Source organism: Olivibacter sp. SA151 (assembly GCF_054130995.1).
Map to the genome: position 1 here is coordinate 2,320,472 of NZ_CP096391.1, position 26,196 is coordinate 2,346,667.

The 26,196-nt window shown below is 42.0% G+C and carries 27 protein-coding genes; 9 read left to right on the plus strand and 18 right to left on the minus strand.

The window, feature by feature from the left end; genetic code table 11:
• Nucleotides 1-2 precede the first annotated feature (2 nt).
• Nucleotides 3-1,388, plus strand: a complete 1,386-nt coding sequence (locus tag M1D52_RS09490) for a RagB/SusD family nutrient uptake outer membrane protein (protein WP_437392365.1) — start codon at nucleotides 3-5, stop codon at nucleotides 1,386-1,388.
• Nucleotides 1,389-1,418: 30 nt separating this feature from the next.
• Nucleotides 1,419-2,906 (plus strand): TlpA family protein disulfide reductase, encoded by a 1,488-nt coding sequence (locus M1D52_RS09495; RefSeq protein ID WP_437392367.1) that lies wholly within the window; start codon nucleotides 1,419-1,421, stop codon nucleotides 2,904-2,906.
• 49 nt (nucleotides 2,907-2,955) lie between these two features.
• On the opposite strand, the gene M1D52_RS09500 is transcribed toward M1D52_RS09495, so the two are convergent.
• From M1D52_RS09500 to M1D52_RS09525, 6 genes are all read right to left on the minus strand, one after another.
• Nucleotides 2,956-3,246: a hypothetical protein gene (locus M1D52_RS09500; RefSeq protein WP_309012442.1), complete on the minus strand. Its 291-nt coding sequence runs from the start codon at nucleotides 3,244-3,246 to the stop codon at nucleotides 2,956-2,958.
• Nucleotides 3,247-3,250: 4 nt separating this feature from the next.
• Nucleotides 3,251-3,712, minus strand: coding sequence for a MauE/DoxX family redox-associated membrane protein (locus M1D52_RS09505; protein ID WP_437392370.1), 462 nt, complete (start codon nucleotides 3,710-3,712; stop codon nucleotides 3,251-3,253).
• 95 nt (nucleotides 3,713-3,807) lie between these two features.
• Nucleotides 3,808-4,050: a hypothetical protein gene (locus M1D52_RS09510; protein ID WP_437392372.1), complete on the minus strand. Its 243-nt coding sequence runs from the start codon at nucleotides 4,048-4,050 to the stop codon at nucleotides 3,808-3,810.
• Between the two features lie 402 nt (nucleotides 4,051-4,452).
• Nucleotides 4,453-5,046, minus strand: coding sequence for a Crp/Fnr family transcriptional regulator (locus M1D52_RS09515; RefSeq protein ID WP_149105891.1), 594 nt, complete (start codon nucleotides 5,044-5,046; stop codon nucleotides 4,453-4,455).
• Between the two features lie 265 nt (nucleotides 5,047-5,311).
• Entirely contained in the window at nucleotides 5,312-6,226 is a 915-nt protein-coding gene (locus tag M1D52_RS09520; RefSeq protein ID WP_437392374.1) for a helix-turn-helix transcriptional regulator, read from the minus strand.
• A 363-nt stretch (nucleotides 6,227-6,589) separates the two neighbouring features.
• Entirely contained in the window at nucleotides 6,590-7,357 is a 768-nt protein-coding gene (locus M1D52_RS09525) for an energy transducer TonB (protein ID WP_437392376.1), read from the minus strand.
• 225 nt (nucleotides 7,358-7,582) lie between these two features.
• Between M1D52_RS09525 and M1D52_RS09530 the strand changes: the two genes are divergently transcribed.
• The gene (locus M1D52_RS09530) at nucleotides 7,583-9,943 is read left to right on the plus strand and encodes an ABC transporter permease (RefSeq protein WP_437392378.1); all 2,361 of its coding nucleotides are present in this window, start codon (nucleotides 7,583-7,585) and stop codon (nucleotides 9,941-9,943) included.
• A gap of 190 nt (nucleotides 9,944-10,133) precedes the next feature.
• On the opposite strand, the gene M1D52_RS09535 is transcribed toward M1D52_RS09530, so the two are convergent.
• From M1D52_RS09535 to M1D52_RS09570, 8 genes are all read right to left on the minus strand, one after another.
• Nucleotides 10,134-10,952, minus strand: a complete 819-nt coding sequence (locus M1D52_RS09535; RefSeq protein WP_437392380.1) for a terpene synthase family protein — start codon at nucleotides 10,950-10,952, stop codon at nucleotides 10,134-10,136.
• Between the two features lie 365 nt (nucleotides 10,953-11,317).
• On the minus strand, nucleotides 11,318-12,067 hold the full coding sequence (locus M1D52_RS09540) for an SDR family NAD(P)-dependent oxidoreductase (protein WP_437392382.1): 750 nt from the start codon (nucleotides 12,065-12,067) through the stop codon (nucleotides 11,318-11,320).
• 154 nt (nucleotides 12,068-12,221) lie between these two features.
• On the minus strand, nucleotides 12,222-12,404 hold the full coding sequence (locus M1D52_RS09545; protein WP_437363746.1) for a P-loop NTPase family protein: 183 nt from the start codon (nucleotides 12,402-12,404) through the stop codon (nucleotides 12,222-12,224).
• 80 nt (nucleotides 12,405-12,484) lie between these two features.
• Nucleotides 12,485-12,877, minus strand: coding sequence for a DUF4267 domain-containing protein (locus tag M1D52_RS09550; RefSeq protein WP_377610680.1), 393 nt, complete (start codon nucleotides 12,875-12,877; stop codon nucleotides 12,485-12,487).
• 70 nt (nucleotides 12,878-12,947) lie between these two features.
• A complete protein-coding gene (locus M1D52_RS09555) occupies nucleotides 12,948-13,577 on the minus strand; it encodes a Crp/Fnr family transcriptional regulator (RefSeq protein WP_377610679.1) in 630 nt (209 codons plus the stop codon).
• A 272-nt stretch (nucleotides 13,578-13,849) separates the two neighbouring features.
• Nucleotides 13,850-14,620: an Atu4866 domain-containing protein gene (locus M1D52_RS09560; protein ID WP_377610678.1), complete on the minus strand. Its 771-nt coding sequence runs from the start codon at nucleotides 14,618-14,620 to the stop codon at nucleotides 13,850-13,852.
• A complete protein-coding gene (locus M1D52_RS09565; RefSeq protein WP_130855254.1) occupies nucleotides 14,587-15,429 on the minus strand; it encodes an SDR family NAD(P)-dependent oxidoreductase in 843 nt (280 codons plus the stop codon). The genes M1D52_RS09560 and M1D52_RS09565 overlap by 34 nt, the downstream gene beginning before the upstream one ends.
• 74 nt (nucleotides 15,430-15,503) lie before the next feature.
• Entirely contained in the window at nucleotides 15,504-16,412 is a 909-nt protein-coding gene (locus M1D52_RS09570; RefSeq protein ID WP_013667631.1) for a helix-turn-helix domain-containing protein, read from the minus strand.
• A gap of 282 nt (nucleotides 16,413-16,694) precedes the next feature.
• Here M1D52_RS09570 and M1D52_RS09575 point away from each other — a divergent pair, with 282 nt between their 5' ends.
• Nucleotides 16,695-17,624: an NAD(P)H-binding protein gene (locus M1D52_RS09575; RefSeq protein ID WP_437392385.1), complete on the plus strand. Its 930-nt coding sequence runs from the start codon at nucleotides 16,695-16,697 to the stop codon at nucleotides 17,622-17,624.
• A gap of 10 nt (nucleotides 17,625-17,634) precedes the next feature.
• Nucleotides 17,635-18,561 carry a helix-turn-helix domain-containing protein gene (locus M1D52_RS09580; RefSeq protein WP_437392387.1) on the plus strand — a complete coding sequence of 309 codons (927 nt, stop codon included), beginning with the start codon at nucleotides 17,635-17,637 and terminating at the stop codon, nucleotides 18,559-18,561.
• Between the two features lie 32 nt (nucleotides 18,562-18,593).
• On the opposite strand, the gene M1D52_RS09585 is transcribed toward M1D52_RS09580, so the two are convergent.
• The 3 genes from M1D52_RS09585 to M1D52_RS09595 all read right to left on the minus strand — a co-directional run bounded on the left by M1D52_RS09585 (nucleotide 18,594) and on the right by M1D52_RS09595 (nucleotide 19,582).
• On the minus strand, nucleotides 18,594-18,866 hold the full coding sequence (locus M1D52_RS09585) for an SDR family oxidoreductase (RefSeq protein WP_437393126.1): 273 nt from the start codon (nucleotides 18,864-18,866) through the stop codon (nucleotides 18,594-18,596).
• Between the two features lie 79 nt (nucleotides 18,867-18,945).
• A complete protein-coding gene (locus M1D52_RS09590) occupies nucleotides 18,946-19,356 on the minus strand; it encodes a putative toxin-antitoxin system toxin component, PIN family (protein ID WP_437392389.1) in 411 nt (136 codons plus the stop codon).
• The gene (locus tag M1D52_RS09595) at nucleotides 19,349-19,582 is read right to left on the minus strand and encodes a hypothetical protein (RefSeq protein ID WP_013667625.1); all 234 of its coding nucleotides are present in this window, start codon (nucleotides 19,580-19,582) and stop codon (nucleotides 19,349-19,351) included. The genes M1D52_RS09590 and M1D52_RS09595 overlap by 8 nt, the downstream gene beginning before the upstream one ends.
• 388 nt (nucleotides 19,583-19,970) lie before the next feature.
• Here M1D52_RS09595 and M1D52_RS09600 point away from each other — a divergent pair, with 388 nt between their 5' ends.
• Together M1D52_RS09600 and M1D52_RS09605 are read left to right on the plus strand one after the other, a co-directional pair.
• Nucleotides 19,971-20,858: a helix-turn-helix domain-containing protein gene (locus M1D52_RS09600; RefSeq protein WP_437392391.1), complete on the plus strand. Its 888-nt coding sequence runs from the start codon at nucleotides 19,971-19,973 to the stop codon at nucleotides 20,856-20,858.
• 83 nt (nucleotides 20,859-20,941) lie between these two features.
• Nucleotides 20,942-21,745 (plus strand): SDR family oxidoreductase, encoded by an 804-nt coding sequence (locus M1D52_RS09605; protein ID WP_437392392.1) that lies wholly within the window; start codon nucleotides 20,942-20,944, stop codon nucleotides 21,743-21,745.
• 13 nt (nucleotides 21,746-21,758) lie between these two features.
• Here the strand turns inward: M1D52_RS09605 and M1D52_RS09610 are convergent, their stop codons facing one another.
• A complete protein-coding gene (locus tag M1D52_RS09610; protein ID WP_437392393.1) occupies nucleotides 21,759-24,119 on the minus strand; it encodes an ABC transporter permease in 2,361 nt (786 codons plus the stop codon).
• A 531-nt stretch (nucleotides 24,120-24,650) separates the two neighbouring features.
• On the opposite strand from M1D52_RS09610, the gene M1D52_RS09615 reads away from it, so the two are divergent.
• Both M1D52_RS09615 and M1D52_RS09620 read left to right on the plus strand, forming a co-directional pair.
• Complete coding sequence (locus M1D52_RS09615; RefSeq protein WP_437392394.1) at nucleotides 24,651-25,220, plus strand: Crp/Fnr family transcriptional regulator; 570 nt, start codon at nucleotides 24,651-24,653, stop codon at nucleotides 25,218-25,220.
• Between the two features lie 77 nt (nucleotides 25,221-25,297).
• Complete coding sequence (locus M1D52_RS09620) at nucleotides 25,298-26,164, plus strand: SDR family oxidoreductase (RefSeq protein WP_437392396.1); 867 nt, start codon at nucleotides 25,298-25,300, stop codon at nucleotides 26,162-26,164.
• Nucleotides 26,165-26,196: the final 32 nt, after the last annotated feature.

Consider the following 26,196-nt stretch of genomic DNA (forward strand, 5'->3'; position numbering starts at 1 on the left):
ACATGTACTCAAATACATATAAAATTCCAGCTATATTTTCAGTACTGCCGATAATACTTGTCTGCTCGTTGACCGGCTGTAAGGATAGCTGGCTGGACGCAAAACCCGAAAAAACGTTATTGGTGCCTTCATCTGTTGAGGATTATCAGGCCATCCTTGACAATACTTCATTGTTCAATGCAGGCTACCCCGCTTTGGGAGAAGTTTCCGCAGATGATCATTATCTCGATTATCAAACCTGGTTAAGCGGAAATACCATGCAGGAACGGCAGTGTTACATATGGGCGCCTGATATCTATCAAGGTGAAGTAAAGAATTATGATTGGGATCCCGCATTTAAACGCATATTGTACGCGAATATCGTACTGGAAGGTGCGGAGAAATTGCCGGGAACAAGTATGCGTGAGGATGTGCAGTTATCCGCTGTACGTGGCGCCGCACTCTTTTATCGGTCGCTTAATTTTTTTCTCTTGAGCCAACTGTTCTGTAAACCTTACAGCGTAAATAATCTGAGTACACCGGGATTGCCATTGCGCTTACAATCCAATATTAATTTAAAGCCAAAACGCGCATCACTGGCAGAAACCTTTGAGCAAATACTTGCTGACCTGCGGGAAGCCGAAGTGCTCTTGCCAACACAGGCTGAAGTGAAAACAAGGCCGACAAAAATGGCCGCCCAGTCGTTATTGGCCCGCGTTTATCTAACGATGCATGATTACGAAAACGCAGCTTTCTATGCGGAAAAATCACTTGAAGGTTCCGCCGATCTTTTGGATTTCAATACGGTTGACGGTACTGTCAATTTTCCGTTTACGGTATTCAATGATGAAGTTGTTTTCCACTACACCCTGACAACCTATAGTGTTTTCTCAAGACAAGCCTTTAATGTTGATACGACGCTCTACCATACGTATCAAATTGGAGATCTTCGCAGGGAATTATTTTTTTTGGAACAGCAGGGCAGGATTAAATATGCCGGAAGTTATAGCGGTACCAACAATCTTTTTGGTGGCTTCACGACAGCCGAAATGTATTTAACGGCTGCTGAAGGCAAAGCTCGGACCGGAAGGGTATCCGAGGCTCTGGATTATCTAAATACATTGCTTGCCAGTCGTTATAGGACGGGCAGCTTTAAACCGCACAGTGAAACCGATCCGGAGAAGCTGATTGAAACGATTCTTTTGGAAAGAAGGAAAGAGGTGCTTTTTAGGGGTATACGATGGGAAGATGTCAGACGTCTCAACGCTGAAGGGATCTATTCCATAACTATGCGCCGCTTTTTAAATAATCAGTGGTTTGAACTAGGCCCCCACGACAACAGATATGCACTGCCCATAGGACCCGATGAAATTGCGTTAAGTGATCTGGAACAAAACGATCGCCGATAGAACGAAATTAATTGTATTATGATAGGTAAAATGAATAGGACGGTATTCCTCCTGATTATATGCTGCAAGTTAGGAATTTGCTGCTCTACGGCTCAGACGAAAAATATTGTAATTAAAGGCGTTTATAATACTTTCACTAGTGATTCGCTTGAATTGCTTTACTGGAGAGCTTTACCCAATAACCGGGTTTTTGAGAATGTATATGGCAAGCAGACGAGTGTTGTAAATGCTGATGGACAGTTTGTTTTTAGAATATCTTCTTTGGAGCCTGTTTACCTGGAGCTGAGACATTACCTGAAAGACAACCATCAGCGGGTAGTCTTTAGTAACTATATAGCGGAACCGGGTGATAGCATTGTGATGACTGCGGAGAACGACACTTTGGGATTAAAGTTTCGCGGACAATTTGCGGTGTTTAAGCAAGGTCTTTCATTCGCGGGACGAGGGGCTGCAAAGTTTCGATGTAAAAATATGCTCGATTCGCTGATCAATGAAGTCCCTGACGTCTTTCCAACTGAGCAAGGCATGGATGATGATTATGGAAAGTTAATGAGAAAGGTGAATTGGTCTTATCAGCGCGCAAAGGCAACACAACAACATATGCTCGATGGACTTAAACTTTATAAAGACAGCCTTGCTGAACCTATATACAAGCTTTATTGGCTTGACATCAGTGCACAGTCGTTAAACAGGTTTTACAAACATCTCAACCTGATGGTTAACAATCTTAAGTCTGTCGGTCATTCGGAAAGAAGTCAATTTGAAGCGTTTTATGAAAATCACTTGAAAATTCCCGTCGCAATCGATACGGAAAGAGAACTTGAATCGGTAGACTATTCGTCTTATTTGCTTAATAAGTACCAATTTGAGTCGTCTTATTTCGGTCAGTACAGCGTGCTCGACCAAATTGCCGGTAAACATTCAGGTAGATTAAAGGAACGCCTGTTAACGGAATATCTTGTACTCAATTATAACAGAATTGAAGAGAAAGACAAACTGAACAGATATATCGCTATGACTTTTACGCCCTATTACCGACAGCTACTGCTCGATCTAAAGGAGAATCAGGCTGTTGGCAACAGTATTGGAAATTATGAATTTACCGGAGTAGATGGCAAAAGCATAAGATTGAGTGATTTTAAAGGAAAGGTTATATTTCTTGACTTTTGGTTTACAGGGTGTGGAGGGTGTTTGTTATATCACCGGAATATGGTGTCAAAGGTAGAGCGTAAACTTCGTGCAAATCCACATATTGTATTTGTAAGCGTCTCTATTGACGTTGAGAAAAAGAAATGGTTAGAAAGCGTTAGCAGTGGCAGATATACAAGCACTGCGGCCGTGAATCTGTTTACGGGAGGAAAGGGAGATAGACATCCTATTATTGATCACTTGGGTATTAAGAGTTATCCGAGACCACTGGTTATCGATAAGCAAGGTAAAATTTACAGTAATAACCAAACGGATTTAAGAACGTCTCCTGAAAAACTGGAAGAAGTCATTTTGTCGGCTCTAAAATGAGTGAGGTTGGGATTCGGACGAATCCCAATCTCACTATTGCACGACGTTTTTAATTGCCGTCATAAGTTCCGGGTTGGTCATTGGCAGATACCTTCGGACCATTAGGGTTGTCTCCGGGACTGAGCATTCCGGTGTGCTCCCATATCGCGGAACATGCTTGTTGGCTTGGATTACATCCGCCATTTGGACGATATTCGTAATCCAACGGATTTGTACTTTCAACTCCGGAGATGTTGAAGAACAATTCTTCATTTTGTGCCTTTTTACTTGCTGCGTCAAAAGATACAGCGGTTAGAATCGCCATAGCTGCTACGGCAATTCCTGTTTTTATTTCTTTCATTTTTTTAAGTTTTATTGTTTACGTTTTTGAGACGGAGTGCCCAAAGGCCCAATCCGGTCAGCACCAGATTGAACAGCAAATGTTCCACCCATCCCATGGATTCAATGACACCGCCACAGTGGCACATGCGCTTTTCGGCAAAGGCAAGCATAAGGCCCAAGTAAAGCGTGAATAGGCTCATTAAGCCGGTGGCCAACTGTATGCCTAGCTTGTTGCTTTTCGGAATGATAAGCAATGCGCTGATCAGCAGTTCGGCAAGGGGCACACCCCAAGCGATCCACCCATGCATATTGCCAACAATAGGGATTTTACCAATGCCCCTGCTGAACTGCTCCAAATGCCTCAGCTTATCGATGGCCGTATAACTGAACAGGAAAACAAAGAGCATGCTGATAATAAAAATAATCCGCTCTTTCGCAGGTCGAGCCAGTTTCCATTGTCTTCTTTGTTTCAGTAAGCGTTCCATATACCTTGTGTTATGTGATTGAATCCCTTGATTATATTGCCTTGTAGCTGGCAGGGCTGATGCTGCGGGCTGCTCCCAGCCTTTGCACCCTTTTATCAGGCCATCCACGGCCATCGGGGGAATACGGCAAATTTACGTCGGTACAACCATCGGTGAATAAAACGCGTAAAGGGGAGGTGAAAGGCCAATACAGGATAACCTGGAACTGGCATCAGGCGAACTAACAAAGAGAGGTAATACCTGAAAAAGGTGAGGAGGAGGGGTGCTGCGATAGCTGCCACCCACTGCCTGTTGATGTTTTCCTGTCCTTGAGTCCACCTGTTTAATAGCTTTTCCATGTTGCCTACATTTTGTTTTTCCTACACAGTGTCGCCTCGCAGCCACTGCCCTTGGTTAATTGATCTCCGGCGCTTATCGCCGCGCCCGGCGTCCCTTGCTGCCGTACCGCTATAGCGTTCGCCTATAGAGGCTCTCCAGCACCTTCGGTATTCCCGTTAGCTAAGGCTGCATGCCGGGGCGCCTTAGCCGGGTTCGGCACGCTGTTCTCGACAGCTGGCTTTCTACTGCGGGGGAACCGCAGGCTATGATCGAGGTACTCCCCGGTGCGATATCTTATTTTAATTGTCTTTGGTAAAGGTAGTAGATCAGCAAGGAGGCTTATGCTGCCTAGGTAGCATTTGAAGCGGATCTAGGTAGCATTTTACTGTGATCTAGATCACAGCTTTAAGTTCGCTCGTGTATCAACGAAGCTCTTTTAAACAGGTATTAAAAGTGCGCCGATCGATATGGAGGTAGTGTGCCAATAGTTCTTGCTTTACTTTACTATGTACGCCCGGGTAGCTACGTAAAAGGTAGGCGACGCGGTCGACCGCCGGATAACGTAAGGCAATGTTATGCATGGCCATTCGTCTGAGCCGCAAACTGTAAACACGAAGGAGAAGGGAGTTGAAATCTGGATAATCTTTCAACAAGTGATGTAGTTTTGAATACGAAATGCCAAGAAGTACGCTATCATCCCAGAGGTGAATACTTTCCTGTAGCTCCTTTATTTCGAAAAAGCTTTCCGGTTGAAAAATGATATCGCCTTTTTTCCAAAGAAGTAGGGCCTGTTCTTGATCGGTATATTGATCGTATTTTACACTAACAGCAACACCTTGAACGAGATACCATAGATAACCATCGCTATCATCGCCTTCAAACTCGATAACGCTCATCTTCGGTTGCCTAACTAGTTTCGCTGTCTGCAACAAACGACTGTGGAGCTCATCCGGAATGTCCATTACGGAAGCGAGCCTATCCATAACAACTTGAATGTATTTTCGTTTCTCCTGCATAGCACCACTCGATGATTATTATAACTTGAATATGGATTCCATGTGAAATTTACGACCTTGATATCTACTAAATACTCCAAAGCTATTGGAGATTTTATAAACCGGTCTTTAATGTAAATACTACATTCCCTTTTACTTTACTATACCACATATGGGGAACAACACAAAGTTCGATTGTTTTATTAGCAAATGTTGATATATCTGACGTTCGGTACTTGATATATTTCACGCTCCTTTCAGAAAAGATCTGAGACCTTCCAATAAGTTACGATACAGCCGAAGGCGAAAAACCGTGATATTTTTTAAACTGTACGGAAAAACTATGCTGATCAATATAGCCCACTTGTGGCAAAACCTCGTTTACGGGAACTCTTTCTTTTAACAGCTGTAAAGCTTTTTCCATCCGTTTGGCGGTAATATAGCTTTTGATCGTCGACCCATATGCTTCTTGAAATTTTCGTTGCAGGGTGCGTGCACTTCCTATAAACTGATCGGTGAGTTGTCGTACCTGCAAGTTTGGATTATGCAGGTTCTCGTCGATATAAATTTTCATCAATATAGGCGCTGATAGGGCAGGGCTACTTAATAAATTGGAAAGATCTTCATGATGTTGGCTCACCAACTGGAGAATGAGATGATTGATCTTATTGTTCAACTTGTTCTTGTCGTCGAGATTTAAATGAAATAAGGTCTCGATTGTCTTTCTTGTACGTGCTCGTATTCTTACGGCGGGTAATGATTTAATGCCTTGTAGATTTTTAATCATGGCTTCAATAACGGGATAAATAGAGGGAAATAATAATTGATTATCTTCTTTATGTATTAAAATCTGCGGCTGAAACACGAGGGTAACTGCTTCCACTTCTCCCGGATAAACACGTAGCCTATAGTCGCCCTGATTGTGATATGTACAAAGACTTTCTCCGGCCTTTATGTCGTATTGTTCTTCTGCTTCTGTTTGCATGGCAATACGCCCTTCTAACATAAATAGCATAAAAAAGTGAGGGTACTTTACACGATATGAGCCGTTGCGCTCGATGTCATTGTGTGTTCGGTAGCGATGGCATCGCGCATCCTGAAATACTCTGGATTGGTGTTCTACAGTCGGTCCGTTGGTACCTTTGGCTTGGTCATTCTTTTTTGGATTTTTGTTTTTTAATTGTGGTAAATCTTCTTCCATGTCATGATGAATTTAAATTCATAATTGTTGATTAATTGTATTCGTAAAAATGCGGCATTCTATGCATGGTTAAAAGCAAAAAAGCGTCATTTTTTGAAAGTAAAGATAGGCCTTAAGAATTTTAAAAAATGGATCACTGGCTGACCATTTTTTCTTAATTATTTTTCGTATGGAAGATGGATTATCCCTTTTTTGACACTAAAAGCTACTACAAACCTACTGAAACCACACTGAAACCTACTGGCTTCACACTGGTTTGACACTTATTTGCTACTGCTTTGACACAGGTTTAGTACTATTTTTACACTAGTTTCGTACTAGCTTGGTTATACCTTAGTACTTGTTAAGTACTCACTACCTGTTTTATTCCAACGCAAAATATAGCGTTGCTTCCACTTCGAAATTAGTTGGCATACCTTCTTGGATACTGGGTCTCCATGCAACATTTTTTATGGTTTCAATGACGGCTTCTTCACAACCATAACCGATACCTCTTCTGATACGGAAGTTGACTGGCTTTCCTTCCTTGCTGATTTCGAATGTGACACTGACCAGCCCTTCAATACCATGATCTAAAGCGTCTTGTGGATAGATAACATGTTGCTTGAGGTAATTCTGCAGGCCTGAACCACCATCAGCCGCTTTGGGTGGAATACCTGCACTGCCCTGCAACCAACGAGATGATTTGGTTTTGTATTGAACAAAGGAACTCCTCTGTTTTTTTTGACCAACGGGTTTGATCGTTGCTGTATCCATGGCTAGGTTCGCTCCATCTCCTACAGTAAGGTTGATGATACGGCTACCCATTACAGGAACGCTTTGCCGAAGATATATTCCTTGGATGCGAAGGGTGTCACCCGGTTCAACGTACCGGATGTGGTAATTGCCTAAGCTGTCCGTAACGGCTCTAGGCGAATCAAAATAATCATATTTTTTTGATTGTACCCATATGAGCAGCCCTTTGGCAGGCTCTCCATCGGGTGTGGTCAGTTTTCCGTGTACGTGGATGGTATCAGCTAAGGCATACGTTTTAACAATGTAATCTGCACTGTCTTTTCTGGAAATAAGTTGCGCGAAAGATGGCAAAGCTAAGGTCTGTAAGAAAGTAAAAAGTATAAATAGGATTTTCATGGTGTTATTTATGGCTTTGATGCATAGATGGATCAATTTCCATAAGAACCGGATAGCAAAAGGAGCATAAACGTTTACTGTTCATTTCCGGTCATCTAATCGTTCGTTTTCGAACACCTTTTTATTGTTACCATGTGTTCAGAGTCGTTTGAAGGAGTTTTTCGCATGTGGCAACATAGTTGTTCCAATTTTTCAACATCTTATTGGAAATTTAAGAATGCTCTCATGTTCAGGAATTATTTGAAAACGGCGTGGCGCAATATTTGGAAAAGTCGCTTTTTTTCCATCGTCAATATACTGGGCTTAGCGCTAGGCTTGGCAATAGGTACACTTATTTTGATGTGGGTACAGGACGAACGGCGCTTTGATAATTTTTACAAAAAATCGGCGGACATCTATTCATTACAGCTTTTTGGAGGAACGGGATCCAGCAAACAGATTTGGACGGTTGACGTAGCGCCTATGGGTCCTTTGGCCAAAGAAGAGATTCCGGAAGTAAGAGATCAGGTGCGCATCACTTCGGCAAATGATTTTTCTCTTTTTCGGTACGGAAATAAGGTTTTTGGCGATGAAAATGCCGTGTACGTGGATCCCTCTTTCTTTTCCATATTTGATTTAACAGTATTGGAAGGGAAGGCAGCAAATCCCTTTGCCGTTGCCAATGCGGTGGTACTGACAAAGAAAACGGCACAAAAGTATTTTGGTGAGACTAGTGCAGTGGGAAAGGTGCTGATAGCCAACGATAGTGTGCCACTTACCGTGACGGCTGTAATTGCTGATTTTCCGCATAACTCCAGTTTTAACTTCTCTATCATGGCCTCTATGGATGATTTTGCTACACGTGAGCTTTCTACGCATAGGCATGATATTATGAGCGATTTTTCCAACTTTAACTATCAGACTTTTTTACTGCTCCAGCCCGGAACTTCTTTGCCAACGTTGAGTAAAAGACTTTTTGATATTCATTTAGCACATAAAGCGGATGATACCGATGTTGAATATTTAATTCAACCGCTCTCAAAAACGCACTTGTACAATGCGGATGGCACGGATCGCGGAATGAAAACAGTCAAGATATTTTTTGCGATTGCGATCCTTATTTTTGTCATCGCTTGTATCAATTATGTAAATCTTTCTACGGCCCGTGCGTTGTTGAGAGCGAAGGAAGTGAGCATGCGTAAAATCATCGGTGCCGCAAGGAGGCAGCTATTTCTTCAGTTTATCATAGAAACGATTCTGCTTTTTGTAATCGCTACGTTGATAGCGCTATGTCTGATGGCTCTTTTAATGCCGATATTCAACCAGCTGTCTGGAAAACAAATGGTCTTAAACATAGCAGACAAAGGTTTTTTGGTGATTTTTCTTACAGCGATTAGCGGAACGGTATTGGCTTCAAGCTTCTATCCTGCGTTGTTGTTATCGGGTTTTGAACCTTTGAAAGCTTTAAAAGGTAAAATCTCTAATTCCATTGGTGACGTTTTATTTCGTAAGGTATTGGTGGTGGTCCAGTTTGTTTTTTCAGTTGTGTTGATTGCCAGTACGATATTCGTCACTAAGCAACTCCGCTACATGCGAAACAAAGATCTGGGATACGATAAGGAACAGGTATTTGGTGTGGGTATGCGGGATATGAAAGTGCATTATGAAGCTGTGAAAGCCGAATTGCTGAAACAGCCGGGGATAGAAAATGTAACCCGCTCAATGGGAAATATCATGTGGCTGGGAAATATTACGGGCAATAATGATTGGGATGGAAAAGAACCAAATACTACTTTTATTACTTATCCGGTTGCGGTAGATCAGAACTTTCTCTCCTTCTATAAAATGAAATTGCTACAAGGAGAAGACTTCACAGGTATGCCCAGTGACAGCACCCATTTTATACTGAATGAGACGGCAGTTCGGGAGGCTGGTATTCAAAATCCGATAGGAAAACGCTATAGGCTATGGGATAAAGAAGGAACGATCATTGGTGTAGTAAAGGATTTTCATTTTGCTTCGATGAAAGAAAAAATTCATCCGGCTATCTTTTATTATGCACCCAATAAAGCGAATGTCATACATATTCGGACAACGGCTCAGCAAGCCGATCAGGCCATATCTGCAGTTGCACACCAATTCAAAAAATATAATGGAGAATATCCCTTCAACTATAATTTCCAAGATGATGTCTATAACTATCTCTACGAAAGTGAAATACATGAAGCGGCATTATTTAATTATTTTTCGGGTATTGCTATTTTTATTTCTTGCTTGGGGCTTTTAGGCTTAACGGTATTTACGGCGCAATCTCGCACGAAGGAAATCGGCATCAGAAAGGTGTTAGGATCCAGCACTTGGGGAATAGTACGGTTGATGGCTTTTGATTTCTTGCGGTTGGTATTGATCGCCATCGCTATTGCTATCCCCATCGCATGGTTGGGTATGAACGAATGGTTGCGTTCATTTGCTTACCGCACGGATCTCAATCTCTGGATTTTTGCTTTAGCAGGTTTGATATCGATCCTAATCGCGCTTCTGACAATTAGCCATCAGGCAATTAAATCTGCCTTGGCTAATCCGGTTAAAAGTTTAAAAGATGAGTAGCAATGGCTTTTATTCTACGTGTAAGTGTTTGTAAATAAGATCGTTCAAACGCCTCTTGTATTACTCAATGCGTTGAGTAATTTTACTCAATATATTGAGTAATTACAAATAATCCATTATTTAGCTTTCTCCAAAGCTGACTTTTTTATCGGCTGAGTTTCCGAGGATGCTAAATCAAGGAACAGTTATCTTATTGCCATTTAAGATTTTTCATCACGCCATATCTTCTACAGGTACTTCCCCAGGCTATATTGCCCAATTGTGCAGCTACAAGAACCTCTCGCATTAAATCATCTTTTATCTCGTACGATGCCAGCAAATAGTCATTGGCCATTTGCAATAACTGTTGGACGTTATGTTCAATATCGTTTCTTTCCTTCTGCAATAAAACGAGGGCATTATATTGCTCGTTCTCTGTTTTTTCTTTAATATAAGAGTGTAGGTCATTAAAAATAAGAATGTTAAAGACGGCTTTTCTGAAATAATGATCGTGTTCGGTAGGGAAATTCAAATTTAATGCATCGTACAGCATGATAAAGAAAATATGCACAGCGATATTTTTAAGGCGTTCATTTAAATAATCGTCCATACTGCTAAAATGCTTCTCCTGGTTACCGTCAAATTCCGTAGGTAAAAAGTCAAGCAAATCTTTATGTACAAGTTCATAGTTGAAGGGGCTCAGCGTTTCCTGTAACAGGCTTTCGTAGTAATAAACGATGTCATACTTGTTGCGGTCATATTCGCCCGTTGGAGCCGTGGCCCGGCTACTATGAATATCCATCGCATGATGAACAAAATCCTTGTATCTTACCTTTGCATCTTCTACGTAGAACAGATAGGTGACACTAAAACAGGTTAGGTATAAATGTTTTTCACTGGTTAATATTTTAGGGAGTATGTAGGGAGCCCAGAGCATTTGTTCTTTTACGGTGTTAAAGTCGTAACGCCAGTCGATTCCCATATTTAATGCTATGTTTGCTGTTTTATGGATCACATCTTCTACTATCATAGAGTCCTAAATTTTAAGTGCGTTCTAAAATAAAATTCGTGTACCTGCTTTCAGCTATTTTTACACAGAACCTATATTCTACTACACAGAAAGTTTCGGTCTCTTTATAAGATTGAAATTTCGAAAGAGTTGCCAGGAAAAAGGTTGTTTAGTTTTTACTTTTGGTGAATAAAAAACCGCGATGATTAAGCGAATTATTGAACCAGCTATAACTCATGTCAGTTCAATAGCTATTTACTGATAGCTACCAGTGTCTTATCGGGTATGACCGGTAAAACCGGTCACACCTGGTAAAAACCTGTTTCATGGCCGAAGGGTGCACGAAGTTAATCGGTAAAGAGCATTGCCGTTATCATGGCAACTCTTTATATAGCGGTATACCCACCATCAATTGCATAATAACTGCCATTGATAAAAGTAGAGGTTTCTGCACTTAAGAACAGGACGAGGTTGGCAACTTCTTCTGCTGTTCCGAGACGACCAATGGGATGTTTGCCGATTAATGCCTGCTTTTTTTCTTCATCAAGCTGATCTAGCAGCGGCGTATCAATATAACCGGGTCCTACAGCATTGACGCGTATGTTTTGTGCAGCATATTCGACACCAAAATTGCGCGTAAGTCCCAAAACGGCGTGTTTGGATGCAGCATAACCCACCGACTGCGGTACGGCGGTAATGCTGTGGATGGATCCCACATTGACAATAGCGCCGCCTCCGTTTTTCAACATCTGGGCGGTTGCATATTTACAGCCATAGAATACGCCATTGAGATTGATGTCGATGATGGTTTTCCAGCCTTCAATACTCAGGTCTGCGCCGAGGTTAGCCTCTCCGCCAATACCGGCGTTATTGCAGGCAATGTCTAAGCTGCCATATTGCGCTACGGTTTTTTCAACCAGAATTTCCACCTCTTCCGGTATGGCTGTATTGGCATTTACATAAATGGCATCTCCGCCATCGTTTTTGATGGACGCCGCCACAGCTTCACCATGCTCATCGTTTATATCTGAAACAACCACCTTAGCACCTTCTTTGGCATATAATAAGGCAATTGCTTTTCCAATACCTGAACCGGCTCCGGTTACGTAGGCAACTTTATCATTTAAAATACCCATGATCGATTGTAGTTTTGTTATAGGTATAACAATGAACTATTTGCATTGTTCACCGTCAGGATACTTAGTTATTCATGGTAAGCAAAAGGTACCGGATTTACAACGGTTAAAATGGGGAAACAATGAAAGTGGTTATTTTCCTGACAGAATTGGATTACTTTATCAAACCCGCTTTCTGCATTAAATGGGTGGCATTTTTATTCTTCGCAATACCTTTGTTTATTTTATAATCAAAATAAAGCTCATTGGCTTCCAACCTGCTTTCAAAGCAATAGTTGCTTACTTCCAATGGATATTTGCTTTCGAGTTTATGCAAAATATGAATAAAGTTATCCATTACAAATGAATAACTTTATCCACTGATACTGGATAAAGTTATCCAGTATTAGTGGGAAACTATGAAAAAATGTGTCACCGCTAATGCTGTGCTGCTGATCGGTTATAGTATAGTCCACAACCCGCGCATATTATTGCCGCTATAAGGTGCGCATAAAGATAACCGGTTATTTGCCCTTGGTAGGATAGTACGGTAATGAAATCACTAGCTGGAATGATGGTTCCGGCTAACAGAATATAGCCCAATATCCGGAACTCTTTTTTCAGTAGCAGTAGCAAGATAATGAATCCGAAAAAGAAGTCGCGTACACCTTTGATGTGGTGAAACGAAAAATCTCCGTTGGTAGGTGTACTGATGCCAAAAGCAATTTCTGCCCCTACCGGATCGAAAAAGAATCGGGCACCAATAAATAATAAACCTATGCCTGAAAGTAGGCATAACCACCAATTGATTTGTTTTGTTAAACGTTGCATAACATTGAATTTTTGTTGAAACAAAATTGCCCAATGGCTTACTCAATTTAATGCACCTAGGTTAACAAAATCAGGAAGTGAGCAACCTTTTTCTAATGCGACTGAGCGATTGCGGTTTTACGCCTACATAAGAGGCTATATAATATTGCGATAAGCGCTGCTGCAGCTCGGGATGCTGCCGAATAAAATTTTCATAGCGTGATGGTGCGGTATCCGTATAAAAGGAGTTTAGATCTTTTAGCGTTTGGATAAACACTTGTTCAATGACCAACCTGCCAAAACGATCACCCGCACGTATTTTATCGTAAAATTGCTGTAAATCACGGTAGGATATCACCAATAGTTCGCTATCTTCTAATGCTTGGATGATCTGGCGGGAAGGTTTTTGTGGTACAAAACTTTCGTAATTACAAATAAACTCAGCTTCTTGGGAAAAGCCATAGGTTTTCTCCTCTCCATCATCGTTGATATAATAACGCAAAATGCCTTTTTTGATAAAGCCAACATATTTGCAGGTTTCTCCCTCTGCTAGGAAAAAAGTACCTTTTTTATAGGTTTTTAACTTGAATAAGCGTTGGATAATGTCGATCTCCTCAGCATTCAGTGGAATGGCTTGTGCTATTACCTCGATTAATGGTGCATGTATAGCGGTGATGTTCATCGTCATATTGTCAAATAGACTGTTCGCTAATTTAGGCATATTGTTCCTTTTTGCCAATCTAACAACGATACATCGGCTTAATTAATTCAAGTAGATCCCCTTATCAAGAGTCAGCTACCTTTTTCATACTTACTTCATAGGTTTCTCGATATTTAATTAGGTTTATACCAAGTTTTTACCAGATTCTGATCAGGTTTATCTGATGAGAATCTGGTAATACCTGGTAAAGATCTGATAACGAGCGAAATTGGTGGGGAGTTAGTAGGGTCATGATACGTTCAACGCTGAAACCCTCATTGCACGGACCTTATTTATTGTTTTTCGTCTTTTACTTCTTTGTAAAAGATATAACCACCATGGTGAAGGGTATTTTCGTCAACAAATGTTCCGTCTGCCGTAAAGCCGGTGTCATCTCGATAAAAGATTTCATTTCCGCTTACTTTATAGGCTCCCTGATAAGCACTTAGACGGCTTCCCCGGGCTTCGTCATAACGGTTGCCGGGAAGTAATTCCTGACGTATATGTCCATCTGCCGTTACCCACATGCCGATATACCCTTTGGTTTCTTCTATTGTCTTTTTCATAACTGTTGTATTGTTTTGCATTAATTGAACTAATTCATACGTGTCTAAAAAAGCAACCGCGTGGATGATTTTCCCGTCGTTGAGTTGCAGTTTCCAGATGTAGGTGTTTTCGTAAATCGTGTTCGTTTTGGTTTTTGCCTGTGCTTTGAAATGAAGCCAGATAAATCGGTCGTCTGCCGTAAGACTAATTAGTTTTGGCTTTAAGGGCTCTTTCAATTTTTCAATAATGGGCGCTACAGCACGCTCCATAAACGCTTGCTTGCCTTTATAAGCACCGGAAACGGGAGACCGTCCGCTAACCTCCCAGTTAACGTCATCCGCTAGCAGATCAAAGAAACTCGCTGTGCCATTTTCCCATTGCTTAAACTGCTGGGCAACCAGGTCTAACTGTTTTTGCAAAGCAGACTCTTTCCTTTCTTGGGCATTTGCAGAAAAAACAACATGCCCAAGAAAGAGTGCGATCGTTAGAGCGCCGTAGACAGTGTGTAGCTTTTCCATTGCTCTACTTCGCTGGTTATAAAATCTACTTTTTTATACACGATATCATAGGCATCACTACCCAAAAACAAATGAACCGGCGGTTTTTCTTCTTTGCTTATCGCAATCAATACTTCTGCTGCCTTTTCCGGATCATTGGGCTGATTGCCATTTATGTCGCTAAGGTGTGCCTGTTGGGATTGGCGGGCAGCTTCATACTCCTCAATGGTATGCTGAGGTGTTTTTACCGAACCTTTGGCGAGAAAATCGGTACGGAAATAACCGGGATAAACAACGGTTGCATGTACACCCAATCCTTTGACTTCTTCGGCCAAGCTCTCTGTAAAACCGACAACGGCAAATTTAGTGGCGCAATAGATGCCCCAACCGGGAAATGCACCGGAAAAGCCGCCAACAGAGGCGATGTTGAAGATATGCCCCGACCTATTTTTGCGTAAGTAAGGCATGGCATTTCTGATGACATTCAGCGAGCCGAAAACGTTGACATCAAAACTGTTTCGCGCTTCTTCGTCTGTCAGTTCCTCCAATGTGCCTATTTGTCCGAAACCGGCATTGTTTACGATAACGTCTAGCTGACCGAAATGGGCGATGCTTTTGGCAATTCCTTCCTTTACATGTTCATTGTCTGTTAAACGAACTTCCAGTGGTAGGAATACGTCTGATACTTCACCAACTTCAGCGATTAATGACTGGATGTTGCGGGAAGTGGCTACTACGCGATAGTTCTGCGCTAACAATTTTTTAACCAGTGATAGGCCTAAACCTTTTGAAGCACCGGTAACTAACCAAACTTTTTTTGTTGTGTCCATATGTTTTAATTTTTTATGATGACACAAAATTAAAGCGGCCGTAGCGGAACAATTAACGAAATGCTAACAATAACTTACGAAATTCTAACATTGCGGAATTGGGTAGGGTTTATGTTCAAATGTTTCTTAAAAAAGTTGTTGAAATGGGTCACTTCGGTAAAACCCAAGGCAAAGGCAATTTCTGATATATTCCAGGTGGTTTGCGTGAGCAGAATTTTAGCTTCTTGTAATAAACGTTCAGCGATAATCTGTGAAGTGGTTTTCGCTGTGGTTTCTCTGATTGCTCTGCTCAAGTGGTTGACGTGTATTGAAAGTTGATCGGCGAAATCAGATGCGGAACGGAACTGTACGCGTTGTCTGACGTCCTCAATGGGGAATTGCCTTTCCAGTAATTCCAGAAATAGGATGGATATCCGATGAGATGCATTGATTTCCTGCTTATCGATCTTTTTTGCGGGTTTCATTTTATGGGTTTGATGTAAAATAGCAAACACCAGATTTCTTAATGCATCGTATTTATGTTCATAATCTGAGCTAATTTCTTCAAACATCTGCAGGTAAATCTGCTTGATGCTTTCAGCCTGCTCATCGTTGATTTCAAAAATAGGTGTACCGTTGGGCTGGAAAACTTCGTACTTGCTCAGGTTTCCGAAATGGTGAAAAAAAGCAGGGGTAAACACACAGAAATAACCGGATTGTTCATCATCAAGCGATTCCCAGTTATAGGGTATCTGCGGGTTGGCAAATAATAATGCCTGCTTGGTTATTTCGATTTCTTTATCTGCATAATAGATTTTATTTCTGCCGATAATCAGGCTGATTTTGTAATAGTCTTTTCTGCTGTACGGAACCGGTTTGGGATGGGTACCTGCGAAATCATCCAACTTGAAAACGTTAAAATGGCCAATCTCCCTACGGATATTGTCGGGTACCCAGTTGAGTTTGCTTTTGTAGAATTCTTCTATTGATTGCGTTTTCTCCATGGAACAAAGTTACGAAAATCAAACAGAATTCGCTGGATATTTGTCTGTGTGTATCCTGCAGCAAAGTATACCGTTGCTTTCACTTCAAATTAAAATATTCTAAGAAGGTAATACTTGGTTTTATGCCGAATGTGTACTTAGCGGTTTCTGGAGCGTGAATGTCGGATTCGACTAAACCAAAAGCAGATTTGGATAAATCGTTTTGACGCAGTTAAGTGATCTTTGTAGTGTCAAAAGGAAAATTAATAAAAGTTGAAGTAGATATTTATACTAGATAAAGCTATGAAAATTATTGTGACGGGTTCTTTGGGGAATATTGGCAAACCGCTAACGGAAATACTGGTTGCTCAAGGGCATCAGGTAACGGTGATCAGCAGTGATCAGAAAAAACAGGCGGATATTGAAGCTTTGGGAGCTACAGCTGCTATCGGATCGATTGCCGACGTCAAGTTTTTAACGGACACCTTTATGGGGGCGGATGCTCTTTATGCCATGGTTCCTCTGAGCATGACGGAGCCCGATTTGGGTGATTATTTACGAAGGATGGCACAAAATTATGTACAGGCTTTGGAACCGGCTGGGATTAAGCGAGTGGTGCTGTTGAGTGGTTGGGCCGCTGATCTGACGCGGAACGAAAATATCGAGGACGTTTTTGGTCATTTAAAAATCTCCCTGACGATTCTGCGCCCGGCTGTTTTTTATAACAACTTCTATCAGTCTATCGACTTAATTAGAGGTAAAGGTTTAATGGGTATGTTTCTAACATTACGATATTCGGGGCTTTGGGCCTTGCTCAGTGGGAAGACTGGCCTGCTTCTGGGCAATTATGGTGGGGAGGATCGAATTGTTTTCGTGTCGCCGAAAGATATTGCATACGCCGTTTCGGAGGAACTGTTATTACACCCTGAAACAAAAACAATCCGTTACGTGGGCAGCGAGGAAATGACTTGTAACGAAGCGGCAAAGATCATAGGTACGGCAGTAGGTAAACCATGGCTAAAATGGGTTCTGCTATCTGACAAGGAAATGTTGCAGGGTTTGAAGATGGCCAAAGTGCCGGAAAAACTGGCCAATACGCTTGTAGAAATGCAGGCTGCGATGCACAGCGGCAAAGCTTTGGAGAACTTCCACCGGAACAACCCTAAAATGGGTAAGGTTAAGCTGGCTGATTTTGCCAAAGAATTTGCGAGAGATTATCATAAAAATAGTTAGTTTTATATCGATGAATAGCACTAAACTGCTCCGTTTCAGTACAATACCTGAATGTCATCGGGCTGTGGGTTTGCCAAGTCCTGCACATCCGTTGATTAGCGTTATCCGTATGAAGGACGTTAACATGCCCATCGCGGAAATTCCTTTCAGGGTCATCTACGATTTTTATACGATTTCGCTAAAAAAGGCATCTCCTGCGCGATATAAGTACGGACAACAGACCGGTGATTTTGATGAAGGTGTATTGTTTTTCATGTCGCCCGGCCAAGTATTCGGTATTGATTTACCAATTGATCTGAAGGAAGCGAGACAACCTGAGGGATGGATGATCTTAATCCATCCGGATTTTTTATGGAATACGCCGCTGGCAAAAAATATTAAAAAATATGATTTCTTTAACTATTCAGTAAATGAGGCACTTTATCTTTCTGATAAGGAGGAGGCTATGCTTACAGCCATCACCGATCAGATCGAAAGGGAATATAATACAAACATAGATGCTTTCAGTCAGCAGGTCATCATTGCACAGCTCGAACTTCTGCTGACCTATTCGGGGCGGTTCTACCAACGTCAGTTCATTACCAGGAAGGCATCCAGCCACGAATTACTTACCCGTCTGGAAGATTTCCTATCAGCGTATTTCAATAGCGGTGCATTGGCTTCCAAGGGCTTGCCAAGTGTTACACTGATTGCTGAAACTTTAAATATTTCGCCGGGTTACCTGAGTAGCTTACTTAAATCTTTGACCGGCCAAAGCACGCAACAGCATCTGCATGATAAATTAATAGAGCTGGCAAAAGAGAAACTTTCTACCACGAACCTTTCTATAAGCGAGATCGCTTATGAACTGGGATTCGAACACCTGCAGTCGTTCAGCAAACTATTCAAAACTAAAACAAGTTTATCGCCACTGGAGTTCAGGCATTCATTTAATTAACCTATTGAATGATCGACTTACAGCTGTTTAATTTAGATGGCTATATATCCGCCATCAATTGCATAATAGCTGCCATTGATAAAAGTAGAGGTTTCTGCACTCAAGAACAGGATGAGGTTGTCAACTTCTTCCGTTGTTCCGAGACGACCAGTGGGACGTTTGCCGATTAATGCTTGCTTTTTTTCTTCATCAAGCTGATCAAACAACGGCGTATCGATATAACCAGACCCTACAGCATTGATGCGTATGTCCTGTGCAGCAATTGTAAAGCATGAAAAGAATTGATATGAACCACTTTTTTGCAGTCCGGAATTGCGTTTTGAGAGGTTTAATTTGGGCTTTTTATAACATTAGAATGGCTTTTGGAAGGTCTTACAAAGATGGTCATTTATATACCGTAAGAAAATCTGTGGGATTAAGTATGGGAATCTTATCAAACGGATGCAGAACCAGGAGGTCTTTGTCTCCGGTTATAATACAAGAAGCTTGGGCGGATACAGCCAGAGAAAGGTACTTGTCGTCTTTTGGGTCACGACATGCTGTTATAGTTTGCGCAGGATTAATAGAAATCGAATTGCTGATTATATTTTCAATGAAGTCGATTCGGGTTTCCATTTTCACCCACCTATTAAACTTTTCACGAGAGAAGACAATACCGTACTCAGCAACAATTTCATCCGAAACCAGTAAGGTGCCTGAAATTCTTGCCCTTTTTAATGCAAGACCAGCAGTAGAGTCTTCGTTGAATAGTGCGCTGAGTAAGGTGTTTGTGTCGAATATAAAATAATTATTCATCCTCATTCAGCAGTTTGTCCAACTCCTCCTGTGAAAAACCTTTTGACTTCGCTTCTGCGCTTGCTTTTCTCATTGTTTCAAACAACCGTTCATTAGCGGATTGATTGCTGAAGAAATCGTTCAAAAAGGCATTGATATATATCTCAACTTTTCGTTTCCTGTCCGGATCTGCTTGCTCATAAGCGGAAGCTAAAGCAGGAGGTACTTGTATTGATATGGTTTTCATCGTGGTATCTTATCTAGTTTGATAATCAAAGATAAGAAAAATCGAAGGAATGGTTATTTTGTAATCGCTATTTTATCGGCTACGTTGGTCATCTTTTACTCGTATACAAGCCAATACAAATGATATTCATTCCAAATGGATGAAATTGTTCAGTAGTAGCGGATAACGTTGTTCCTATTTGGTGAATAATCTATTTTTTCTCTTGCGGTAATACGATGTATTTGCTGCAAGAACTATATAGTATTACGATAAGCACCGCTGCTGGGTAAAACTTTTGTAGCGTGATGGTGCAGCTTAGCAGAATCATTGTATTGACGGTTTAGGTATGAATATGAAAGGAAGCGGAAATCACCCACTGGAATTAGTTTGATTTTTGTAATTTTAGAGCATGGAAAGAATTGATATGAACCACTTCCTGCGCTCGCAAAATAAATTGCTGAATAAGGATTTGGGTAATTTCAACCTTTTTTGGGTACAGGAATTGGATACTTGCGCTGTACAGCCTATCCCTTACAATCGACGGGATTTTTACAAAATAAACTTGCTCAAGGGCGCGTATACAATTCATCTCGCAGATAAAACCTATGAAATTCAAAAGCGGGGTTTGTTCTTTGGTAATCCTTCTTATCCCTATAACTGGATTCCGAAGGGAGCGGATTCGCACAGTGGGGTGTATTGTATTTTTAACAAAGAGTTTTTTCATCATTTTGGCAATATTGACACCTACCAAATGTTTCGGCCTGAAGGGGATAATGTTATTGAATTGACGGAAGGGGTATACGATGAAATTGAAGCTATTTTTGAGAAAATGGACGTGGCTTTCCGATCGGCGTATCAACATAAATATGATAAAATCCGGAATTTGATTTTTGAGGTGTTACACAGTGTAAATGAAGTGTCTACTAAAGAAACACGGATTAACCGGCACGATGCAGCCGCTAGCAGGATTACCGGCTCATTTTTGGAGTTATTGGAAAGACAGTTTCCGCTTGAATTGAAAAACCGGCAGGTGCCCCTTCGGAACGCAGCGGATTTTGCGGATACGCTAGCGATTCATGAAAACTACTTGAACAGGGTTTTGAAAAAAACGATGGGAAGCACAACTACCCAGTTAATACAGCAACGCTTCTTACAGGAGGCGCGCGTTCTCATCAAGCATAGTTCCATTGATATTTCGGAAATTGCCTATCTCTTGGGCTTTAAAGAAGTTAGCCATTTTTCCAACTTTTTCAAGAAATATGAAGGGCTTTCGCCATTGCAGTACCGAAAGGTTTGATTTTTGTAAATGATGGTTCGTTTTCTGTAAATTGATCCTAAACCTATTCACGAACTTTGTCTTGTAAATAATAACGTAAAATAATGACAAAGAATTGGTTTATTACAGGTACGTCAAGCGGTATTGGCCGTATTCTTACGGAACAATTGCTGGCATCGGGCAACAACGTTTTTGCGACGCTCCGGCAAACGGAACAATTGTTGGAATTGAAAGAAAGATATCCTAAACAACTCCATGTTGGTTATTTAGAACTGACAGATACAGAGAGTATTTATAATGCAGTGGCAGCAGCGCTGGCGGAAATGGGACGAATAGATGTTGCGGTGAGCAATGCCGGACTGGGTGTTTTCGGAGCGGTGGAGGAATTGGATGATCATGTCATCTCGAAGCAGATTGAAGTCAATTTGTTAGGATCAATCCGACTGATAAAAGCACTGATTCCGGTAATGCGCCAACAGCCTGAGGGGGGACATATTATACAGGTGTCTTCAGAAGGCGGTCAGATTGCTTATCCGGGCTTCAGCTTATATCATGCATCTAAATGGGGAATAGAGGGCTTCATCGAGTCGACCGCACAGGATGTACGGCCTTTTAATATTAGGTTTACAATTGCCGAACCGGGGCCAACGGGAACTAATTTTGGCAGTAGTTTGCTTATAGCGCCTGCTTTGGATGTATACCAAAACACACCGGTAAACGATCTACGCAAATTTATCGATGAGGGCTTTGGCGAACTGGACGATGTGCATGATGTTGCGCAAGCTATGATCGATTGTGCCGTCCATGCGCAACCTCCGTTTAGATTGCCCATCGGAAAAGTGGCCATACAACATGTTCAGGACGGATTACAAAAACGCTTAGACGCTGTGCGTAGCGCAATACAGTAAAAAAAACATTTACTTACTCATTCCTTAATGAATCAATCGGATTGGCTATTGCCGCTTTAATGGCTTGTGAACTCACAGTGAGTAAAGCCAGTATAAGCGCCCCCAATCCTGCGATGATAAATAAACCCCAACCGAGGGAAATACGGTACGTGTAAGCTTCCAGGAATTTATCCATCGCCCAATAGGCAATAGGAAAAGCTACCAAACAAGAAATGATGACTAACCAGGCAAATTCTTTGGACAGCAAGCGTGTAATTGAAAAAACCGACGCACCGAGTACTTTGCGGACTCCAATTTCTTTCGTCCGATTTTCGGCCATATAGGCGGCAAGTCCAAATAAACCCAGGCAGGAAATAAAGATGGTGAGAAAAGCAAATAAGGCTGCCATGGTGCCGGTTTGCTCGGATTCTTTGAATTTAGCGGCATAGGCTTTGTCTACAAAGTTGTAAGCGAAAGGATAATTGGGGTTGTAGCGCTTAAAAATGGCTTCTGTTTTAGCAAGCGCAGTAGCCGTAGATAAGGCAGGATTGAACTTGATATGCATGACATTAAACCATCCTTTCGCTCCTTCGATGACAGCGGGTTCCACGGGTTCATAGGGTGAACGCGAAATAAAATCGGCCACCACCCCCACTACGTGCCATTCAATACCATTATCTTTGATCAACTGGCCAATGGGGTCTTTGAAGCCCATAAGTCTTACGGCTGATTCATTTAAAAGGATGGCTGTGGAATCGGTAGGGTACTGCGTCAGGTCCATGTCCCTACCGGCCACTAAACGAAGACCGGCTGTTTTTACAATGTGCTCGTCAGCGCACATACGGTCGATAAGTGTTTTATCGTTTGGTGCTTTTCCCTGCCACCAAAATCCATTACTGTTACTCCAACTTTCGGTAATAGGAGAATTGGATCGCGTGACCGATACGGCTACACCTCCTTGGAGCAGCTCATTTTTGATCAGCTTGCTGTTCTTGGCGACCTCGCCCTCCTCCGAAATATAAACGACATTGTTTTTGTCATAACCATTTTCCCTGTCTTTTGCGTATTGGATTTGTTTATGAACAGCCAAGGTGCTTATAATAAGAATGATGGCAATGGTGAACTGAATAACTACCAGGATTTTACGAAGACTAAAAGTGGCTTTTTCTTGTTTAAAGGTGCCTTTTAACACCTTAACAGGCTGAAAGGAGGAAAGGAAAAATGCTGGGAAACTGCCGGCGAGCAAGCCTGTTATTAAAATAAAGCCTACGGCGTTTAACCAAAACTGGAAATGACCAAAATCAACAGCTAAACGCCTGCTGATTAAATTGCCGAAGGAGGGTAGGGCTAACCAGGTAATAAACAGGGCGATGATGCCGGAGATGGCGGCAATCAAAATGGATTCGCTTAAAAACTGGCCGATCAGCGACACGCGATAGGCGCCCGCTACTTTTCGGATGCCGACTTCCTTGGCCCGTTTCTCACTTCGGGCGGTGCTAATGTTCATGAAGTTAATGCAGGCAATTACTAAGATGAAAACGGCGATCAGCGTGAAGAGGTTGACCATATCAATGCGCCCGCCCACTATCTTTCCATTTTCAAATTTGGAGCGGAGCCACCAGTCGGGGAGTGCATGCAGCAGGACTTCCGTGTCTTCCTCCGGTCCATTATGCCGCTTGGTGATGTCCTTAATCTTCCTGTCCATTGCCTCTCTGCTGATGCCCGGATTTAATTCTACATAGGTTTGTACTGAGTTGTTGCTCCAATAGTCGTCGCTATAACCAATCTTTTCCATGTATTTCCAGGGAAGCAGGAACTCCGCATCGGTGAACCGGGTATTGCCGGGCATATCGGCTAACACACCAGAGACGGTTACCACATCTACACTATCTATTTTGAGCGTCTTCCCCAGTGCTTCTTCTTTGCCAAATAAGCGTTTAGCCAGGCTTTGGCTAATGACAATTTCGGTGGGGGTTTTTAAGATATGCTCTTTATCGCCTTCCAGCAACGGAAAATCGAACATGGAAAGGAAAGCGGAATCAACGAAGGCGCCTTGACCCTTTAGTTTCTTGTCGCCCACGGAGAACAGGAAACTGTTATCGGAGTAGCGGCTGTAATGGGCTATTTCCGGAAATTCCGCTTTGGCGGCCGGCCCTAAAGGCTTGGGCGTGTAGAACCACACCTGAAGTTTATCGCCCCAATTGGCTCGGTTTCCTACTAAAAAGAGTTGGTCTTTTTTATGGTGAAATAGGTCAAAACTCCGTTCGTTTTGTACCCAGGAAAGGATGAGCATGGCAGCTGCCATACCGATAGCCAAGCCAGTTATGTTCAAGATGGAATACCCTTTGTTTTTAAGCAGATTGCGCCAAGCAATTTTGATGTAGTTCTTTATCATACCGAGCCCTTTAATTGAATATTAGCTAAACATAATTGGAGCCATAATTTTATCGATTTGATTATTAGTGGTTTGTGCCTTTGGTTTTTAACAGCAAGTGTTCGTTTTCGAACAGTGATTGTTCATTGGCGCACAGCTTTCATCTCACTTTACCTTGATGCAAAGTGAGACAAACATCAAGGCTGTCCAGTTCTCGCTAAAAATTCGATTTCATACCCGCCGTTATGCGGAGCCGCCCCATATCTCTATCCTTTCCTTCGCTTTTTCGCATAACGTTTTTTTGGCCCTTCCAACCGAATTTTCTTTACGCTCACCCTGGAAGGCCGTCCTTCCCTAGGCGCTACAGCCCCTTTGCATTGACGTTCTGAAATGCTTAAATGGCCTTGGAGGATACTGAAGCAACGAGCAGCGACATCAAAATAAAAAAAATGTTCTTTTAAACAGGTTCCTAGCCATTGATAAATTAGGCAACGAAGAAACTTTTTACCATATGGTAAGCGGATTCCCCATAATAAGTTCGAAATTTAAAGTATGAAAGAGTTTATCAACTACGTATTACAGTTTGGAAATTTGAACAAACAGCAAATCGATTTCATTCTGAGCAAAGCGGAAACGTTGGAACTTCATAAGGATGACTATTTTTCGGAAGCTGGAAAGATTCCCAAACACGTTGGGTTTATTCTTGAAGGGATCGTTCGTTTCTGCTATTATAACAACAAAGGCGAAGAGATCACACACTCATTCGTAGACGAGAACAATTTTGTTTCTGACCAACAAAAGTTTGAGGCACAAGTGGTGGCCTCCGATTATGTACAGGCCGTTACCCCTTGCAAAATGCTCGTTTTTTCAAAGAAAAGTTGGGACGAGATCGGCAATACGATTGTTGGCTGGGACGCTATTATAACTCAGATTACAAAAAATTGTTTGTTAAAAGCGATTGAAAGACGGAGTCCCCTTGTTTCTGAGGATGCAACTACGCGCTATTTATCGTTCATTGAACAATTTCCCGGTCTTGTTAACCGTGTGCCGCTTTCTCATGTCGCTTCTTATCTGGGGATCACGCAACAATCCTTGAGCCGAATACGAAGAAATATCCGTTGAGCGCGCTTTTTACCAAATGGTAAATGCTTCCTCTTTTTTGATACCGACCTTTGTATCATTAATTTAAATGAATAGCAATGAGCAAAAAAGTTGTATTAATTACAGGAACAAATAGTGGGTTTGGATGGCTTACAGCGAATAGCGTAGTCGCTTTGGGGCATAAAGTATATGCCACCATGAGAGACACCCAAGGAAAGAATGCAGATAAGGCAAATGCGCTATCACAGGTAGCCAATATCACCGTTTTGGATGTTACGCTAACAGATGAAACCAGTGTTAAGCATGCTTTTGACACTGTGATAGCGAAGGAAGGTACCATCGATGTATTGGTAAATAATGCGGGTGTTGCCCTATTCGGGGTGGCTGAAAGTGCTACTACGGCCGATGTGCAACGAGTTTTTGATGTGAATGTGATCGCTCCCTGGAGATTAATGAAATTGGCCTTGCCTTTTATGCGTAAACAGTCGGAAGGTTTGATCATCAACGTCTCGAGTGGGTGGGGTCGGTTCTCGCCCCCTTTTTCAGCGGTGTATGGTGCGTCAAAATTCGCTTTGGAAGGTTTAAGCGAAGGCTTGCATTATGAGGCACGACCTTTAGGGGTAGATGTGGCAATTATTCAACCGGGGGCTTTCCCAACGGAGATGTCTCAAAAGATTCAAGCTGGATCTGACACATCGGTTGTTGACGATTATAAATTGATAGCGGAAGTTCCGGAAAAAATGTTCAATGCCCTTAGTCAGATGTTTGAGACTGTAAAACCGGATCCTCAAAACATTGCAGATGCCGTGGTAAAGCTAATGAATTTACCAAAAGGACAACGCCCGTTAAGAACCGTGGTTGACCCATCTACGGGAGAGATTGTCAAAACGGCTAATGAAGCCGTTCAGGGTGAATACGACCGAGTACTAACAGCATTTGGAATGAAAGACTTGTTGAGTTCGTAGCTATAAGAGGTGATGTTTGCGGCGAGTATTGC

Excerpts from the sequence above, each read along its gene's own strand:
- M1D52_RS09490 (WP_437392365.1), top strand. The coding sequence starts at position 3 with ATGTACTCAAATACATATAAAATTCCAGCTATATTTTCAGTACTGCCG.
- M1D52_RS09495 (WP_437392367.1), top strand. The coding sequence starts at position 1,419 with ATGAATAGGACGGTATTCCTCCTGATTATATGCTGCAAGTTAGGAATT.
- M1D52_RS09500 (WP_309012442.1), bottom strand. The coding sequence starts at position 3,246 with ATGAAAGAAATAAAAACAGGAATTGCCGTAGCAGCTATGGCGATTCTA.
- M1D52_RS09505 (WP_437392370.1), bottom strand. The coding sequence starts at position 3,712 with ATGGAACGCTTACTGAAACAAAGAAGACAATGGAAACTGGCTCGACCT.
- M1D52_RS09510 (WP_437392372.1), bottom strand. The coding sequence starts at position 4,050 with ATGGAAAAGCTATTAAACAGGTGGACTCAAGGACAGGAAAACATCAAC.
- M1D52_RS09515 (WP_149105891.1), bottom strand. The coding sequence starts at position 5,046 with ATGCAGGAGAAACGAAAATACATTCAAGTTGTTATGGATAGGCTCGCT.
- M1D52_RS09520 (WP_437392374.1), bottom strand. The coding sequence starts at position 6,226 with ATGGAAGAAGATTTACCACAATTAAAAAACAAAAATCCAAAAAAGAAT.
- M1D52_RS09525 (WP_437392376.1), bottom strand. The coding sequence starts at position 7,357 with ATGAAAATCCTATTTATACTTTTTACTTTCTTACAGACCTTAGCTTTG.
- M1D52_RS09530 (WP_437392378.1), top strand. The coding sequence starts at position 7,583 with ATGTTCAGGAATTATTTGAAAACGGCGTGGCGCAATATTTGGAAAAGT.
- M1D52_RS09535 (WP_437392380.1), bottom strand. The coding sequence starts at position 10,952 with ATGATAGTAGAAGATGTGATCCATAAAACAGCAAACATAGCATTAAAT.
- M1D52_RS09540 (WP_437392382.1), bottom strand. The coding sequence starts at position 12,067 with ATGGGTATTTTAAATGATAAAGTTGCCTACGTAACCGGAGCCGGTTCA.
- M1D52_RS09545 (WP_437363746.1), bottom strand. The coding sequence starts at position 12,404 with ATGGATAACTTTATTCATATTTTGCATAAACTCGAAAGCAAATATCCA.
- M1D52_RS09550 (WP_377610680.1), bottom strand. The coding sequence starts at position 12,877 with ATGCAACGTTTAACAAAACAAATCAATTGGTGGTTATGCCTACTTTCA.
- M1D52_RS09555 (WP_377610679.1), bottom strand. The coding sequence starts at position 13,577 with ATGCCTAAATTAGCGAACAGTCTATTTGACAATATGACGATGAACATC.
- M1D52_RS09560 (WP_377610678.1), bottom strand. The coding sequence starts at position 14,620 with ATGGAAAAGCTACACACTGTCTACGGCGCTCTAACGATCGCACTCTTT.
- M1D52_RS09565 (WP_130855254.1), bottom strand. The coding sequence starts at position 15,429 with ATGGACACAACAAAAAAAGTTTGGTTAGTTACCGGTGCTTCAAAAGGT.
- M1D52_RS09570 (WP_013667631.1), bottom strand. The coding sequence starts at position 16,412 with ATGGAGAAAACGCAATCAATAGAAGAATTCTACAAAAGCAAACTCAAC.
- M1D52_RS09575 (WP_437392385.1), top strand. The coding sequence starts at position 16,695 with ATGAAAATTATTGTGACGGGTTCTTTGGGGAATATTGGCAAACCGCTA.
- M1D52_RS09580 (WP_437392387.1), top strand. The coding sequence starts at position 17,635 with ATGAATAGCACTAAACTGCTCCGTTTCAGTACAATACCTGAATGTCAT.
- M1D52_RS09590 (WP_437392389.1), bottom strand. The coding sequence starts at position 19,356 with ATGAATAATTATTTTATATTCGACACAAACACCTTACTCAGCGCACTA.
- M1D52_RS09595 (WP_013667625.1), bottom strand. The coding sequence starts at position 19,582 with ATGAAAACCATATCAATACAAGTACCTCCTGCTTTAGCTTCCGCTTAT.
- M1D52_RS09600 (WP_437392391.1), top strand. The coding sequence starts at position 19,971 with ATGGAAAGAATTGATATGAACCACTTCCTGCGCTCGCAAAATAAATTG.
- M1D52_RS09605 (WP_437392392.1), top strand. The coding sequence starts at position 20,942 with ATGACAAAGAATTGGTTTATTACAGGTACGTCAAGCGGTATTGGCCGT.
- M1D52_RS09610 (WP_437392393.1), bottom strand. The coding sequence starts at position 24,119 with ATGATAAAGAACTACATCAAAATTGCTTGGCGCAATCTGCTTAAAAAC.
- M1D52_RS09615 (WP_437392394.1), top strand. The coding sequence starts at position 24,651 with ATGAAAGAGTTTATCAACTACGTATTACAGTTTGGAAATTTGAACAAA.
- M1D52_RS09620 (WP_437392396.1), top strand. The coding sequence starts at position 25,298 with ATGAGCAAAAAAGTTGTATTAATTACAGGAACAAATAGTGGGTTTGGA.